Here is a 17,669-nt window from a genome sequence, read left to right on the forward strand (position 1 = left end):
CGAGCGCAGCCGCGGCTGCGCATATTTTATGATTTGGTGTGCGTTCGCAACGATGTTGTTGGCTGGGAGATCAGAATGTTCCAGTGATCTGCTGCCCCATGGGGGGATGGTGGTCGCGCAAGTTTCATTTCGGCATGATTAAATATCAGCATGTTTTAGATTATCAAAAATAGCTGGTGTGAATTCTGAATCATTGATAATCCGTAATTGCTTCCCTCCAAAGTCCCCCCAAGATTTTTCGATCCCCCGCATTCGTTCCCGGGAGCCGGCCTTGGCCGCCGCAGTTCTAATTCTCCCCCCCACATGTTCACGTCCATCGCAGTATGGCCCCACATGCCCGCGTTCGCGGCGGGAGGGAATGTAGTTCCATCCATGCCTCCCTCGCGTCGTCGCGGCTGCAAGAAACCGCAGTTGCATTGGCGAGAGATGCCCTACCTTGTTCCTGCCTAGATCCCGACGGCCACAGACGTTTATCGTTTCCCCCCTTGTTTCACCCCACCCCCCCCTCGATGAAATTGAAGTCCCTATCGCGCGATTTTGAGCGCCGTGTGATGAACCGGTGCGTATCGCTTCTCCCGGCGACCAAGCTCGTGCTGCTATCGTGTTTCGGTGCGGTTTTCCTGTCGCCGATCGCCCAAGGTCAGGTTGGATTCTCGGCGAGCAAGCTTGATGGCCTGATCTTTGGTGGCAACAACTATGCCAGCAAGGCGACCTCGATCCAGTTCGGACCGGACGACCGGCTCTACTTCACTCAAGTGAATGGCACCGTTGTTTCCTGTGATGTGACGCGTATGGGGCCCGACAACTATGTCGCTTCTAACGTCGAGATCATCGACTTGGTCAAGAATCTACCGAATTACGACGATGATGGTGCACGGAACTTCAGCCTGAATTCTCGACAGGCGACAGGGATCCTGGTCGTTGGAACTGCTGAGAATCCAATCGTCTATGTTACCTCGAGCGACCCTCGTGAAGGTGCCGGGAGTGGAGGTGCCGACCTGAACCTCGACACCAACTCCGGGATCATCTCACGACTGACCCGTAATGGCAGCGGGGTTTGGGAGAAGGTGGACATTGTCCGTGGGCTTCCCAGGTCGGAGGAAAATCATGCATCGAACGGGATTCAAATCGACGCAACCGGAACAACGCTCTACCTCGCGCAAGGGGGAAACACCAATGCCGGCTCGCCGTCCAACAACTTTGCGTTCGCCTGCGAAACGGCCCTATCGGCCGCGATCTTGTCGATCGATCTGGCAGCGATCAACTCGATGCCGGTCAAGACGGACAGCTACGGACAGCAATACATCTACGATCTTCCGACTCTGGATGATCCGAATGCGGCTCGGGCTGAGAATCTTGATGGCTCCGACGTGAACGATCCGTTTGGAGGCAACGACGGGCTCAACCAAGCGAAGTTGGTTCTTGGTGGTCCGGTCCAGATCTACTCCTCCGGTTTCCGGAATCCTTATGACGTCCTGATTGCGAAGACGCCGGGTAAAGTGGGTAACATGTATACCTTCGACAACGCTGCAAACTCCGGGTGGGGCGGTTACCCCATGAACGAGGATGTGCCAGCCACGGTTACCAATGAGTATGTCCCCGGTGAGCCGGGGTCGGTCAACAACAAGGACAGCCTTCATTTGATTTCGGGGCTTGGTTACTATGGTGGGCACCCGAATCCCATTCGAGCGAATCCTGCGGGTGCAGGTTGGTTCCGCAACGATGATGGACCGGGGGGGGGCGGGTTAGTTTATTCTTCCTCTCCGACAAGCGACTGGCCGCCGGTGCCTGTGTCGATGGCGGACCCTCAACAAGGGGACTTCAGACTGCCTGGGGCAGCCAATGGTTCTCTTATCGTGAATAGCGCATCCACCACGGGTATCGCCGAGTACACGGCGAACAATTTCGGGGGAGCGATGGTTGGGGATATCATCGCGACCCAATACAGCAATGCAACGGTTCAGCGACTTACGATGAACGCTGACGGTACCCAGGTGCTGGCTAGCAGCGTATTGCTTCAAGGGAGCAATTATAGTGTCCCTCTGGATGTGACAGCGCCCGGACCGGAGGGAGGAGCTGCCCTTGCAGGGACGATCTTCGTGGCACACCACTCCAGCAAGGGGATTACAATCCTCGAACCGACGGACTTCGATTCAGGAAGTGGTACGGTTTGCACCGGTACTTTTAGCTTCGGGCTCGATGAAGATAACGATGGCTATTCGAACGCGGACGAGATCTCGAATTACTCCGATCCCTGTTCTCCTGCCGTGCTACCTCCGGACCGGGACGGAGACTTCCTCTCCGATCTTCTGGATACCGATGACGACAATGACGGGATTGCTGACTCCCAGGATGTATTTCCAATCGATCCCAACAACGGGTCTGACGTTGCTTCGCCAATGCGCTATGACCTCTTCAACGAGCTCGGCATTGGCTTTTTCAGCATTGGATTCACCGGAGTGATGTCCAATCCTGGAGAGGACTACAGCCAGCGGATCGACGAGACCGAATTGATCGCAGGGGGGACTGCAGGCTTGTTCACGGATCCCACCGTTGGTCCGGGCAGTCCGTTGGGTTCATCAAACACCCAGGTGAACGCTTTCCAGTTCGGCGTCAATGTGGACGAGTTCACCGGGCCATTCCGGGTGATTTCCGGCCTCGGCGGGTTGCTGTTCAACGGCGAGCCTTCCGACGCGCAGTCACACGGTATCTTCATCGGCAACGGGGATCAGGACAATTACGTCAAGGTCGCCGTGAATGCGAATTCGGGGCCGGGTGCGATCGAGGTCGTCCATGAGGAGGATGGCACGGTGCTTTCGCAGAATCTCTACAGTGAACCGGGTCTATTTTCCGGCGTGGTAACCCTGACGTTCCTGGTTGATCCGATTGCCGGAACTGTTCAGCCGGGTTTCTGGGTCGGAACGGGTTCGATTGTCGATGTCGGGCCGCCGATTTCCGTTGGTGGCAAGGTCCTTGATGTGATCCGGGGACCGCAATGCATGGCAGTCGGACTACTGGCGACCACGGGCAATGTCGCAACACCGTCGTTCAATGCTACCTGGGACTATTTTGAGGTTCAACCGGTGGCAACGACCGCAGGCGCGAAGCTGACGATCAACAGTGGAGCGGGAAGTATCACCACGTCGAGTGTGAACACCTCGGGCGCCTTCCAAGTCGAGAATACATCCACCGGTGGGCAAAAGGTAACTTCCATCAAGATTGATCTCCGCACGGCGATTCTTCCCGATCTGATCTTCGACCCCGCGGGCACTGGCGGTGATACCGACGGAAAAGCATTCGAACTGAATTTCTTCGACGGCAATGGAACTCCCGTGGGCTCGTTCGAAGCACCTCACGACGGAATTGGAAGCGAAGATGGGTTTGATGTGATGTCGATTGACTTTGATCCTTCGGTCGAGTTCCGACCGGGTGACCTTCTCACATTTTCGTGCGACGTGGATCCAACGAGCGTGAAGGGGGCACCTGGGCCCGGACCACAACACTCAGCCAGCATTTCCGGTCTCGAGCTGATCGGTGCCACCATCACGATCGGCTTTGATGATGGGACGGTCCGCAAGATCCGGAATGCCGGGATTACCGGGACGACCAACACCAACAAGTCTTCGGTCGGGATCATCTCTTCGGACAACCTGCCGACACCGCATCTTTTCGTTCCTGGAAAAACGTCGCCCTTTGTCACTGCAACCCATCCTACGGTTCGGCTGAACGGACCTGCAGGATCCGATGCCAAGATTTGGGTTTTCAATACGGCATTGTATTTGGATGGCGTGGCGGACGGTGGTTACGATATCGACCCGTTCGAAGCCAACTCGATCATCGGTTACGGAATCACCGATGTCACCATTCCCGCCAGTGGATTTATCGACGTTCCCGTGACCCTGTCCGACGCCGACCCGACGAGCGGAATCAATTACATCGCCGCAGTTTTGGTTGATTCCGGTGGTCAGCGTAGCGCCTCGTCCGACATTCTGGTTGTCGACTATGATCCCACCGGGTCGGGTTCGTCCGCCATCGTGAGGGTGAATGCCGGTGGCGGCTCTTACGTCGATGCCCTCGGACAGCCATGGTCCGCGGACAACTGGTTCACCTCAGGCAGTACCAGCACCTACGCCAATCCAATCGTAGGGACAACGGAGGACGGACTTTACCAGACTTTCCGCTACGACGATTCCCCGTCGAGTCCCCTTGACTACGCCTTCGTGGTTCCGAACGGACTTTATCAGGTCAAGCTCCACTTTGCGGAGACTTGGTCAGGAATCACGGCTGCCGGCCAACGAACCTTCGATGTCTACCTGGAAGATCAGCTGAAACTGGATGATCTGGATGTCTTCGCCGAGGCAGGTCCGAATTCCGCCTTGGTCAAGACCCTCGAGACAACGGTTTCCGACGGCGAACTCACCATCGGATTCCGCCACGAGGTGCAGAATCCGTTCATCAGCGCAATCGAGGTCTTTTCCCTTGGAATTGCAGGGCCCGACACCGAAGCTCCCTCTTCCCCGAGTTTGCTGACTTCGAACAATGTCACGGCAGGCAGCGTTACTCTTGTATGGGCAGGCTCGTCCGACAATGTCGGAGTCTCGGGTTACCGCGTCAGCAGGGACGGGGTCGAAGTCGGAACGACCACCCAGCTGAGCTTCGTTGATTCAGGACGTAATCCATCCACGTCTTACGAGTATTCGGTGGTTGCCTACGACGCGGTGGGCAATGATTCCGATCCGGCGCTGATTGAGGTGACAACGCCTGCTGACCAGGAAGATCCAACCACGCCCGGTTCGATCAAAGGAATCGCGGGCAACGGATTGGCAATACTTTCATGGGAGGCATCGACCGATGATGCAGGGGTGACTGGATACCGAATCTATCGCGACGGGCTCTTGATCAGCACCGTCACGGATTTGACCTACACCGACTCCGGGCTGACCAACGGAACTCCGTACGAGTACGAAGTGATTGCCTTCGATGCTTCAGGCAAGGTTTCGACCGCAGCCACGGTCGTGGTGCAACCTCGGGCGCTCGGTCCTGCAGTGCTTCGCGTCAACGTCGGTGGCCTTGAGTACCTCGACCTGCTCGGAAACACTTGGGTGGCGGATCACGGCTACAACACCGGAGTGGCAGAAACCTCCTCCGATGCGATCGCGAATACCGACGACGATCCGATCTATCAGTCCCGCAGATTCGATCGCTCGCACGGGGCTGAGCTCAAATACAGCTTCCCACTTCCCGACGGGGAATACGAATTGCGGCTACATTTTGCCGAGGTTTGGACGGGTGCGACCGCACCTGGAATCCGGGTGTTCGATGTCAAGGTCGAGGATCAACTTGCACTCGATGATTTCGATATTTTTGCCGAGGCCGGTTTCGCGACGGCAGTTTCGATTCCGATCCCGGTAACGGTATCCGGCGGTCAGCTTACCATCGAGTTCCTGCACGTGATCCAGAACCCAACGTTGGCTGGCATCGAGGTCTATGCCCTCGAAGGGCCCCCGCCGGACACAGAACTCCCGTCCCAACCTGGCGATCTGACAGTGACCGGGACTTCGCCGGGAAGCGTTTCCCTCAGCTGGTTGGAGTCCAGCGACAATATTGGTGTCGCTGGCTACCTGGTGAAGAGGGGTGGTGTCCCCTTGGCCACTGTCACCTCCCTGGAATTCACCGACACCGGTCTCGGGGCTGACACGGTGTATGGCTACACCGTTGCGGCCGTCGACGAGGCCGGGAACCTTTCGGTTCCCGCAACTATCAATGCTGCCACCGATCCCGACATAACCCCTCCGGGAGTCCCCGGTTCACTAACCGGAATACCCGGAAACGGGGTGGCTGTTTTGTCCTGGACCCCGTCTGCAGATGACAGCTTGGTCACTGGATACAAGATCTGGCGCGGTGCCCAGCTGCTCGATACGGTGACAACCTTGGGATACACGGATACCGGACTGGAGAACGGCACCCAGTATGTCTACGAGGTGAGGGCGGTGGATTCTGGCGGCAACCAGTCGCTTCCGGCCACGACAACGGTCACACCGCGCGCGTTGGGAGCCGCGTTCCTTCGGGTCAATGTTGGTAGCGCCGGCTCCTATGTTGATAGCTTGAACCAAACTTGGTCGGCTGATTTCGGCTACAACACGGGATACAGTGAGGCCACCACGAACGCGATCGCCGGAACCGCCGAACCCGTGATCTATCAGACACGGCGAATTGATCGATCGAGTGGTGCCGAACTGAAATACCAGTTCACGGTTCCGAATGGTTCTTATGAAGTGCGCCTACATTTCGCCGAGGTGTGGTCAGGGGCATTTGCAACCGGGATCCGGGTCTTCGACGTCTCTCTTGAAGGAAATCTGGCTCTCGATGGTCTCGACGTGTTCGCCGAAGCGGGTGCCAACAATGCCTATATTGCCGCAGTTCCCGTGACGGTGGCGGACGGCGCGTTGAACATCGACTTCCAGCGCGTAATCCAGAACCCGAATTTGTCCGGGATCGAGATTTTCCCGGTTCTCGGGGGAGGCGCGTCAGAGACCGTACCGCCTTCGGTACCTGGGAATCTTGCGGTTTCGTCCCTGACAACCAGCAGCGTGACATTGGTTTGGAGCCCTTCGACCGACAACGTGGGGGTGATGGGATACCGGGTATACCGGAACACCCTGTTAGTGGAGACCGTTTACGACACGATCTATTCCGACGAAACACTAGTTTCCGGTGCGGGCTATGATTTCGCAGTGGTTGCCTTCGACCTAGCCGGAAACACGTCGCCCGCGGCCCAGATATCGGTGACCGCTCTCGTGCCGGACACGGAGTCCCCGACAAATCCGACAAATCTGGTGGCCACACCTGGCCTGAGTCACGTGGCCCTGGCTTGGGATGCGTCCTCGGACAACGTCGGAGTGGTAGGCTATCTGCTCTTGAGGGATGGCGCTGAAATCGCCACCGTGACCGAACTTGGTTACACGGATACCAATCTGCCGAGTAGCACCGAGTTTGACTACGAGGTTCTTGCCTTGGATGCCGTCGGAAATACGTCATCTCCGGCTCAGGTGACGACGATCACATTGATCGACACGGTGGCCCCGGAATCTCCGGCGAATTTGGTGGCAGATCCCGGGTTCGTGACCGTGGCGTTGTCTTGGAACGCTTCGACCGATAATGCCGGGGTGACTGGCTATCGAATTTATCGGGACAACGTTTTGCTACAATCCGTCACTGGCACCACCTTTGACGACTCCGGACTCATTCCCGGAGGCACCTACCTGTATGGGGTCGAGGCGGAAGACTCCGCAGGAAATCTTTCCTCCCGAGTTGAAGTTTTGTCATCGACTTTGGAAGACTCCGAGCTTCCCACGCCTCCAACACAGCTCGTGGCGGTGGCAGGTGAGCAGTCCGCGGTCCTCAAGTGGAAGGCTGCGACCGACAATGTTGGAGTGACAGGATACGAGGTCCGGCGTGACGGCGCTCTGGTCGGAACGGTGTCAGCGACGGAGTTCGCGGACTCGGGGCTGACGGACGGGGTACTCTATTCCTACGAGGTAAGGGCGGTCGATGGGGCCGGAAATGCCTCCAGCCCTGCACTGGTTTCCGTTACTCCGCGGGTTCTCGGTGATGCGGTGGTGCGTGTGAATTCCGGTGGTCTCGGCTTTACCGACGGATCCGGCAACATCTGGTATGACGATTACGGATTCAATATCGGAAGCACCTCTTCCACCGCCGTGACGATTTCAGGCACGACGGATCAGGTGCTTTATCAATCGGAACGATACGACGGATCGCCGAGCGGCGCTGATCTGGAATACCGGTTTGTGGTCGCTGACGGCCAGTACGAGGTCAGGCTTCACTTCGCCGAGACCTATGTGACCGGTCCCGGTCAGCGGGTGTTCGATGTCGTTGCAGAAGGCTCTGTTGCGTTGGACGACTTGGACATCTTTGCCCGTGTTGGTTCAAATGCCACGCTCGCTGTCTCGTTTCCCGTGACCGTGAGCGATGGGGAACTCAACATAAGTTTCCATCACGGGGTCCAGAACCCGAAGATCTGCGGGGTTGAAGTATTCACGGTTGCGTCGGATGGCATTGCACCTTCAGTGCCGGAGGATTTGAGCGGAACTTCCACCCAGACGGAGGTGAGATTGTCATGGACTGCATCCACCGACAATGTCGGGGTCACGGGCTACCGCATCCTGCGTGACGGTTCCGAATTGGGAACCGTGGCCGCGCTCGAGTTCGACGACAGCGGGTTGTCGAGCAACACCTCATACGAGTATCAGGTGATTGCAGTGGATGCAGCCGGTAACTCGTCCGCAGCAGCGACGATCTCATTGGTGACTAAACCGACCTTCGAGGAGTGGCTTGCCGACAACGGACTTGCCGGGCAGATCTCGCAGGACTCCGACCGCGGTGGGCTCGACAATCTTGCCGAATTCGAGCTTCAGATGAATCCGAATGATCCAAACGATGACCTCGGCTTCTCGATTCATTGTCTGGGGACTCCGAGCGGGACATTGATCGAGTTCCCTGATTTGAAGCCACTGGGTAGCTATTATCTGCATCGTAGCGAGAGCCTCCTGGATATCGGCGCCTTGGGATCGCGGATTCACTCGATTTCCCGGTCGGAGATCGAAGCCATGACGCCGGGTGAGCGGGCGGGGTATTCGTTTGAGGACAACCCCGGTGGTGCACGTGGATTTTATCGGTTGTACTTCGAGCCCTCGGCCGAGTGAGCGGAACCATTTGTCCCCCTGGCATCCGAATCGACGGGACAGGGGGCGGGGATGCAGCCCTTCACATTTCGAGCCTGACTCGTTCCCAGATCATTGCTTTTTCGGATGAATACCCCCCCCAGAATAGTTGTCGTCGGCGCGGCCGGAAGATTCGGGCAGGCGATGATGGAACGCTTCTCGGGCGTTGCAATGCCGATCGGTTTGACCCGAGAGGATGTCGATCTCGAATCACCCGAGTCGATCTCTGGAGCCTTGGAACCGTTGGACTTCGAGTTTCTCATCCTCCCTGCTGCGTTGACGGCGGTGGACCTGTGCGAAAAGGAGCAGGTTGCTGCGTATGCGATCAATGCGGAGGCTCCGAGACTCATCGCAGAGATTTGTGCGAGAAAGTCTGCCCACATGACCCTGATCAGCACTGATTTCGTCTTCGATGGGGGCAAACTAGGTCCATATTCCGAGGACGACGTTCCGAGTCCCGTGAGCGTATACGGTTCGTCCAAACGCAAGGGGGAAGAGAATGTCCTTGCTGAAGATGCTGCCAATCTCGTGGTTCGTGTCTCGTGGCTTTACGGGCCGGGCAAGCCCGCGTTCCCCGAGTGGATCGTGGAGAAGGCCCTCTCGGAAATGGAATTGAAGCTGCCAGCAGACAAGTTTGGCTGTCCGACTTCGTGCATCGACGCTGCCGATTTGCTTGTTCCTTTGTTGATCGCTGAAGGTCGGACACCGGCTAGCGGTGTTTTCCATCTTTGCAATTCAGGCAGCTGCACTTGGCGCGAATGGGGGCAGGCTTGTTTGGATATTGTTCGCGATGCGGGCGCTACGCTCCGGGTGGAGTCGATCGGCGGCAACTCGCTTGACGATGTCGCGGCGTTCCAAGCCAAGCGGCCTTCCAATAGTGCGCTGAGTAATTCGAAATACACCCGATTGACGGGAATCAAACCGCGTCATTGGCAAGAGGCGCTTCGTGATCACCTGCTTTCGAGTGCGTGTACGAAGCGATGCCAAGCCGCGCCTTGCGGTTAATTGAATGCGTCAAAGCCTACCTGTTTTCCTCCCAATAAAGAACCATGAAGATACTCGTAACCGGCGGTGCCGGATTCATTGGATCAAACCTTGTGCATTACCTACTCGGCGATGCTTCAGACGAGCTCGGGGTTTCGATCGAGAAGGTGATCAACCTCGATAAGCTGACGTACGCGGGGAATCGGTCGAACTTGGATGCGCTGGCCTCCGACCCGAGACACTTGTTTGTTCAGGGTGATATCGGAGACGAGGCTCTTGTCGGCGCCCTGCTCCGCGAGCACGACGTCGATGCGGTGATGCATCTCGCAGCAGAGTCGCATGTGGATCGATCGATCGATGGTCCGGAGGCATTCATTCTGACCAACGTGGTGGGAACTTTCCGGCTTTTGGATACCTTCCGGAAGTATTTGGTGGAGTCAGGAAGAACCTTGTTGCCGAACTACGGGAAGCCAATTGCCGACGGCGGGGAGTCCGCGTTCCTGCATGTTTCGACCGACGAGGTTTTTGGCTCCCTTGGTGCGGACGATCCGGCGTTCTGCGAATCGACCCCCTACGCGCCGAATAGTCCATACAGCGCCTCGAAGGCGGGGAGTGATCATCTCGCGCGGGCGTACCATCACACGTATGGGATGCCGGTGATCACCACCAATTGTTCCAATAATTACGGCCCGTTCCAGTTTCCCGAGAAGCTGCTTCCTCTGATGATTCAGAAAGTACTTCGCGGTGAGTCCCTGCCTGTATACGGCGATGGATCGAATGTGCGCGATTGGCTGTTCGTGGAAGATCATTGCCGTGGTCTCGCGATGGCACTGGTTCGGGGGACGATTGGAGAGACCTACGTGATTGGGGGTAAGTGTGAGATGAAGAACATCGACGTGGTGAAAGCACTGATCGAGACTGTCCACGGTCTTGCTCCTGAGAGCGCGGGCAAGACAGCCGAAGAGCTGATCACTTTCGTCCGGGATCGTCCGGGTCACGACCGTCGCTATGCAATTGATCCCTCCCGGATCGAGGAGGAGCTGGGGTGGGCACCACGCGAGAGCTTTTCGTCAGGATTGCGGAAAACCGTCCAATGGTACCTCGATCACCAGGATTGGATTCATGGGATCGAGGACGGAAGCTACCGCGGTGAACGGCTCGGGACCCTTGCTTGAACTCTTTTATCACTCCCTCCATGTTGGAAATCGAAAAATTCCGTCTCAACCAATCGCCCGGGGACCTCGAGCTCCGCAAAGGGATCATTCTCGCAGGTGGAACGGGCAGTCGTCTGTTTCCGATGACCCATTCGGTGAGCAAGCAGCTCATTCCGGTGTATGACAAGCCGATGATCTACTACCCCCTCACGGTGTTGATGCTCGCGGGGGTCAAGGAAGTGCTGCTGATTTCCACCCCGCGGGATCTGCCGAGCTTTGAGAACCTGTTGGGAAATGGGTCGCAATGGGGCATGGAGATTTCCTACGCCGAACAGCCGAAACCGGAAGGTTTGGCTCAGGCGTTTCTAATCGGTGAGGAATTTCTTGCCGGGGAGCCAGCGTGCTTGGTTCTAGGGGACAATCTGTTCTACGGTCATGATCTCGCAAAGTCGCTGCTGGCTGCCTCCCGACGGAGGGATGGGGCGACGATTTTCGGGTATCACACGAATCAGCCCGACCAATATGGCGTCGTGGAATTCGACGCTGCGGGCAATGTGGTGTCGCTCGAGGAGAAGCCGCAACAGCCCAAGTCAAACTATGCAGTCCCGGGTATTTACTTCTATGACGAGAAAGTCGTCGAAATGACCAAAGGGTTGAAGCCCTCCGCCCGGGGGGAACTTGAAATCACCGATCTGAATCGGCTGTACCTCGAGCGCGGGGAACTGCGGGTTGAGCTGCTCGGTCGCGGGACCACATGGCTTGATACCGGGACGCCGGACTCGCTTGCCGATGCCACGCAGTTCGTCCAGGTCATCCAGCAGCGCCAAGGACTCAAGATTGCATGCCCCGAGGAAGTCGCATTCCTGCAAGGCAGGATCGACCGGGAGAAATTGAATGAGTCGGTAAGCAAGTACGCCAAGACTCCCTATGGTGAGTACCTGGCCACCCTTTGATTTCAATGCCTTCAAATTCAAACGACATTTGGGCGGGCCTCAAAGCCGATGCAAAGTCGCGGCTTGAAACCCGTGATTATTCGCTGGCTGACCTTGCCTCGAGGCTGGCCACCGGAGGCGTCAACGCATCCGAAGCGATCAACGGTCGCGAGAGTTTGGCCGATGTCTGGATTCCCGGCGTTGAGATCTTTTCTCGTCGGGTCTTCCAACAGAAGGGGCGTGGATATTTCGGTGAGCTGACAAGATTGACCGAAGGGACATTGGCGAAAATCGGCTTGGCCCCGCGCCAATGGGCATCTGCCCTGATGCACCGGGACAGCGCCAAAGGCTTCCACATCCATCCTCCGTATATTCCGGAGGGGCGAGATGCCGGATCGTGGTTTCAGCAACTATACATCGATGCCCCCGAAGACTACCGCGCCCGTCCATACGATCGCGAGCAGTGGGACGTGATGTTTTTCCTCACTGGAATCTGCGAGATGCTGTTGGTCGATGAACGGGAAGGGATGCCACGCCGGATGATGCGATTCACGATACCGGGAGACAGTCGTCCCGGCCCCGATAACGCCGCGGTCGTGATTCCTTCCGGTGTGGCCCATGCGTTGCGGAATGTCGGCAACGAGGACCTCATCATGGTTTATGGCACCAGCACGGTTTTCAATCCGGATTGGGAGGGAAGGATTGCCAGTGATGTCGAAAAGGCTCCTCTTCCCGCCGATTGGGAACGCTATGGGGCGGGGAAGTGACTTTCCCCCGGCCAGAGATTTCACGCGTGCCTGCATTTCGTGATGTTAGAGAGTCCGAAATCCTGATTGAATCACCCTTGATCCCCCCGAACATGATCCACAACCAGTCCATGAATAACGCCTCAGAAACCCAAGTCGGCACCCAACGGCATGAAAATCCAGAAGGTGATTGGAAGCGCATTTTAACCCGGGCAGCCACGACGCTCATGGCGATTGCTGCCTTCGGCCTTTTCGTGGCGATCAGCGGCTGCGAAACGGCGGAAGAGTACACTCCCATTCCCGCGGAAGCATACAAAGCCCGGCCATCCGGGACACTTGCGGCGGGGGATGTGATCCAGGTCTCCTATCCAGGAGCGCCAGAGCTCAACACCACGCAGAAGATCCAGGCGAATGGCCAGGTCAGTCTCCCCACCATTGGGAACATCACCGCTCAAGGGAAAAGTGTCGCGACCCTCCAGAGTCAACTGACGGGGCTCTATCAGGCTCATCTGCAGAATCCTGCCGTTTTGGTTGCGGTCGAAAGTGCTGCCTCCGGAGTCTACGTTTCCGGTGAGGTGATGAAACCGGGCAAGGTGCCTTTGGATCGGCCGATGACCGCATTCGAAGCGATCATGGAAGCGGGTGGATTCACCAAGTTTGCGAATCCGAAGCAAGTCGTCGTGGTCCGCAGCCAGAACGGCCAGCACCAGCGCTATGCCCTGAACCTGAGCGACACGCTGAGTGGTCAATCCAGCAATGCCTTCTACCTTCGGCCCTACGACGTGGTCTACGTCAAGCAGAGCCGCTGGTGAAGGATCGGTTTGAGAGTTGCCTGTGCCGAATCGCTGGGTTTTTCCGCTTGGTTATTCCGTAGGGATGGCCAAGCGGTAGAAGCGTTTCGTTTTGCCGTCGGCATCGGGATCCGCTGCGCTGATGGAGCCCGTCGCGTTGAGGTGGGTTCCGAGAAGGGTCCAATTGACCAGGTCATCCGAAGCGTAGACAACCACGTCGTTGTTCAGCTGACCGACGATGTCGAAAGTCACGGTCTGGTCCGGATTCATCGTAAGTCGGTGAATCCTGAAGTCGGAGTTTTCCACAACCTCTCCGACGGTTAGCACGGCATTGCTGGAGGTGGCGATTGCGCTTCCGCTTGCAAGGCTGACCTTGTAATTGCCCGAGTCCGAGGTCTGGAGGTTCTGCAGATTCAGGACGGGGGTGTTGGTGCCGGGCAAGGCGGTTCCATCTTTCAACCACTGAAAGGTGACGGGACCGGTGGCGGCAGCTGCGACCGTGAAGTCGACCGATTCGCCGGGAGCACGGGTTTGGCTCGCAGGGCCGCCGGTGATGACAAGCGCGTCGCCGCTGCGCGGCAGGTTGTCGTCCGGGATGAAGGCCGGATTTGAAGAGAGAACGACGCGATCCAGCAGAGTCCCTGGCTCCCTTACCCGGAAGCGCAGCAGGTGGCTTCCTTCATCGAGCGTGTAGTTACGTGGTCCGGCGTCTGGATAGTGGACCCGCTGCCAAGTCCATTCACTGCTCCGGGTCCCCTCCGGCGGCGTAGGCGTGCCATAGACATGGAAGACTTGTTCTTCTTCGCCGTCCATCTTCACGAAGAATGAATCTTTCGCTTCTGTCGGGGCATTGACACGGCACCAGACTTGATAGTCGCCAGGAACGGATGCCTCGAAGTTCAATTCCGTCCAACCTTCCTGGGAGAAGACGCTTGAGTCGACCCACGTTGCATTCGAGTCACTGTATATTGTCATCGGGGCGCCGATTTGGCCGTCTTCTGATTCCAGCAAGACCAATCGACCGCTGGTGTCGGGATCAACCGGTTCACTGCCCAGCGTCAATGAGACCTCTTCGGAGAACTGGCTTTCTTGGCCTGCCGCATTGTAGGCCGTCACAGCGAAGAAGTAGGTGCGTTCGGATTCCAGGTTGGTGAGGACCATTAGCGGTGAATTGCCCGCGTCTTGAACGACGGTGTAGGCGCCGCTGCTCTCCCCGTAGTAAAACTTGTAGCCGGTCACATCCGGCTCTGGATTCACATTCCATTCGAGCACGATGGGACCTGGGACCGTCTCTGCGACGGCGGGTTGTGTTAGTCCCAAGGTGGGGACGACCAATGGCAAGAGCCTCAAAAGGTTGAAATCCACCCCCTGTTTTTGAAAAATTGACATTTTGGAAAAATAAAATATTAGGTTTTTGATAGAAAGCGAAAAATCCCTTGTTAGGAAAGGATTTGCCCGGAGTGGTGCAAAAAGTCCTCAAACCCTGAAAGAATTCACAAATTCCGGCGGGGAGGATCCGGCGCTGACGGAGACTACAAATTCAGCTCTCTGCGGCAATCAGGGGTACTACGCAGATCAAATCGGTTGAATTGTCGCCTCGTCGAGGGCTCGACAGATCGAAAAGATCCGTAAAGCCAAAGGGTTCTGGATTCCATGGGTAGCGCCCCCGTGGCGCGAATGAGTGAGGGGGAACCAGGCCTCAAGTGGGACGAAGGGCTGCTAAATTCAGCGACAGCAAATCATGGTCGTCTGACGGGAGAACGAGTCCAAGAGGGATCAGTGGAACAAGTTCCGATCGAGCGAGCGATACTGGATGGCTTCAAGGACGTCGTTCGCCCGGATCTTCTCGGAGTCAGCAAGATCCGCGAGGGTGCGGGACACCTTGAGGATCCGATCGTGAGCTCGGGCGGAGAAGTTTAGCTGAGCCATCGCCTGCTCCAAGTAGCTCATTCCTTCCTTGTCGAGTTGGCAGCATTCCTTGACCTGTCGCGGGCCCATGGATGCGTTGGTGCGGTCAGGGTTTCCCTTGAAACGGTGCCGTTGGATTCTCCTGGCCAGCTTCACGCGGTCGCGGACCACCTCAGATCGCTCTCCCCCCGACGCCGTGGATAGTTCTTGGAATTCGACGATGGGTACTTCGACGTGGAGATCGATGCGGTCGAGCAAAGGCCCCGACATCCGCTGCCGGTAATTCTCGATTTGGCGGGGTGAACAGCGGCATTCCCGCTTGCTGTCGCCATAATAACCGCAAGGACAGGGATTCAGTGCCGCCACCAGCATGAAGCGAGCTGGAAATGTCAGGGAGCCGGCGGCGCGTGAAATCGTTACGTGGCCGTCTTCCAGCGGCTGTCGCATGACCTCAAGTGTCGAGCGTCGAAATTCCGGCAGTTCGTCGAGAAAGAGGACGCCGTGGTGAGCAAGCGAAACTTCCCCGGGTCCTGGATTCGTTCCGCCCCCTAGTAGTCCGGCATCGGAAATGGTGTGATGGGGAGCGCGGAACGGGCGGGTCGTGAGGAAAGAGCGGCGCAGATCAAGTGTTCCCGAAATGGAGTGGATCTTGGTGGCTTCGATCGCCTCGTCTTCGCTCATGTCGGGCATGATGGTTGGCAGCCGCTTCGCCAACATCGATTTGCCGGTTCCGGGGGGACCCACCATCAGTAGATTGTGGCCCCCGGCGACGGCGACTTCCAGAGCCCGCTTGACGTGGTGCTGGCCTTTCACCTCGTCAAAATCGACCTCGTACTGGCGATGTGCCTCGAAGAAGGCCTTGCGGTCCAGTTGATGGGGAAGGATCGCCTCTTCCCCGATCAGGTACTTCCATGCCTGGTGGAGCGACCTGATACCGAAAACCTGAATGCCGTCGATGATCGCGGCCTCGGCGGCGTTGGCCTCGGGCACCAGCAAACGGACACGGCCGCGCCGTTTAGCCTCGATCGCAATCGCCAGGATCCCCTTCACCGGTCGGACCGTACCGTCGAGTCCAAGTTCCCCGGTCACCATGCAGTCGTCCGCCGCAAGTTGAACACCTTCGCAGGCGGCAGCCATCGCCAAGGCGATGGGGAGATCGAAAGACGGGCCTTCTTTTTTCAAGTCCGCGGGGGCGAGGTTCACGGTTTTGGTGCCGAGGCCCAAGGAAAGCGCGGAAGCTGCCATTGCCGAAAGAACCCTTTGGGAGGACTCCCTGACCGCGGCGTCCGGCAATCCGACGATCAGAGTCAGCGGTTTGTCCGATTCCCGCGCATTGACCTCCACCTCCACCTCATGAGCATCGATTCCGCGGAGCGCGGCGGAGAATAGTCGGGTAATCATGTGAACATATAAAAGCTGGGTTTTTCTTCATGATGAAGCAAGGATCAATCCGGATCGCCGGAACTCCCCGAAGATGGTGCGAGCTTGTGGCTTGCTTCCCGTCAGTGATATCCGGATGGTCATGATATGAATCGGGCGATCAGCGTTTGCGTGGCATTGACGGTTCTGCCTGCGGCTCTCATGGCACAAAGCCAGATCGACCGTGATCTCGCGAAGCTCAAGGAACAACGGGACAAGGCCGTTGCGGCGGCGATTGAGCCGATCGAGCGGAAGTATTTCGAAAGGCTGGACCAACTGCTCAAGCGTGCCATTCAAGCGAACGACATTTCCTCGATCGAAAAGATCCGCGCTCAATTGGCTTCGAGCCACGCCGGCGGAGCAACGGAGGAGGCCGGTCCTGAGCGACCAGGCAACGTCCCGGCGGACGCGGTCAGTTTCAGTGGGAACTGGTATCGGGTGTATTTGGAGAACTGCCGTTGGCGTGCGGCCCGCGACAAGTGCACCCGGCTGGGTGGCCAATTGGTCGTCATCCCTGGACCGAAGACCCAGGAGTTCGTCAGATCGCTTGCAAACAATCGTGAGCTCTGGATCGGCGCCACGGACGTCAAGGGAGAGGGGAAGTGGCTCTGGGTCGATGGCTCGGAGATGGTGTTTTCATCCTGGGCGCCCGGCGAGCCGACGAACAAAGGGGGAGGTGGACGCGAAGAATTCGTTCACATGCGGTCCGGAGGAGGGTGGAACGACTCAAGGGACAAGAATACCTTGGTCGTCGGATACATTTGCGAGTGGCGGGTCAAATGACCCCGAATAAGCTGGTGATGCTCCCGTTTGAAGGGAGGTCGCATTGGCGCCGTGCCAAATGGAAGGTTGGGTGCGACAGTCTTACATTGCAGGATGCGCGGATTGACGCAGGCAACGTGGCATTTTGACACCCGCGCTGAATGTCATTCTGTCAAGGAAACCGCTTCTAATTCATGCAAGCGTTTGAAGGCCAAGGGATGGGGCGGAGCGT

At 57.4% G+C, this 17,669-nt stretch carries 9 protein-coding genes; 7 read left to right on the top strand and 2 right to left on the bottom strand.

Translation table 11 applies throughout. From position 1 onward, the window contains the following. Positions 1-509 precede the first annotated feature (509 nt). The 6 genes from IG178_RS00925 (at position 510) to IG178_RS00950 (ending at position 13,369) form a co-directional block, all read left to right on the top strand. Complete coding sequence (locus tag IG178_RS00925; protein ID WP_193210601.1) at positions 510-8,723, top strand: malectin domain-containing carbohydrate-binding protein; 8,214 nt, start codon at positions 510-512, stop codon at positions 8,721-8,723. A gap of 105 nt (positions 8,724-8,828) precedes the next feature. Beyond that, the gene (gene rfbD, locus IG178_RS00930; RefSeq protein WP_193210602.1) at positions 8,829-9,746 is read left to right on the top strand and encodes a dTDP-4-dehydrorhamnose reductase; all 918 of its coding nucleotides are present in this window, start codon (positions 8,829-8,831) and stop codon (positions 9,744-9,746) included. A 44-nt stretch (positions 9,747-9,790) separates the two neighbouring features. Then, positions 9,791-10,900, top strand: coding sequence for a dTDP-glucose 4,6-dehydratase (gene rfbB, locus IG178_RS00935; RefSeq protein WP_193210603.1), 1,110 nt, complete (start codon positions 9,791-9,793; stop codon positions 10,898-10,900). A gap of 20 nt (positions 10,901-10,920) precedes the next feature. Further along, positions 10,921-11,832 carry a glucose-1-phosphate thymidylyltransferase RfbA gene (rfbA, locus tag IG178_RS00940; protein ID WP_193210604.1) on the top strand — a complete coding sequence of 304 codons (912 nt, stop codon included), beginning with the start codon at positions 10,921-10,923 and terminating at the stop codon, positions 11,830-11,832. Then, entirely contained in the window at positions 11,829-12,578 is a 750-nt protein-coding gene (locus tag IG178_RS00945) for a cupin domain-containing protein (protein ID WP_226894607.1), read from the top strand. Before rfbA ends, IG178_RS00945 begins: the two co-directional genes overlap by 4 nt. Positions 12,579-12,670: 92 nt before the next feature. Continuing rightward, positions 12,671-13,369, top strand: a complete 699-nt coding sequence (locus IG178_RS00950; RefSeq protein ID WP_193210606.1) for a polysaccharide biosynthesis/export family protein — start codon at positions 12,671-12,673, stop codon at positions 13,367-13,369. A gap of 51 nt (positions 13,370-13,420) precedes the next feature. Here IG178_RS00950 and IG178_RS00955 read toward each other — a convergent pair whose 3' ends face one another. Beyond that, positions 13,421-14,620 (bottom strand): immunoglobulin domain-containing protein, encoded by a 1,200-nt coding sequence (locus tag IG178_RS00955; protein ID WP_193210607.1) that lies wholly within the window; start codon positions 14,618-14,620, stop codon positions 13,421-13,423. A 504-nt stretch (positions 14,621-15,124) separates the two neighbouring features. Next, positions 15,125-16,657, bottom strand: a complete 1,533-nt coding sequence (locus tag IG178_RS00960) for a YifB family Mg chelatase-like AAA ATPase (RefSeq protein ID WP_193210608.1) — start codon at positions 16,655-16,657, stop codon at positions 15,125-15,127. Between the two features lie 126 nt (positions 16,658-16,783). On the opposite strand from IG178_RS00960, the gene IG178_RS00965 reads away from it, so the two are divergent. After that, positions 16,784-17,458 (top strand): lectin-like protein, encoded by a 675-nt coding sequence (locus IG178_RS00965; protein ID WP_193210609.1) that lies wholly within the window; start codon positions 16,784-16,786, stop codon positions 17,456-17,458. The last annotated feature ends 211 nt before the right edge of the window (positions 17,459-17,669 follow it).

Source organism: Neoluteolibacter marinus, from assembly GCF_014904755.1.
Lineage (GTDB): Bacteria > Verrucomicrobiota > Verrucomicrobiia > Verrucomicrobiales > Akkermansiaceae > Haloferula > Haloferula marina.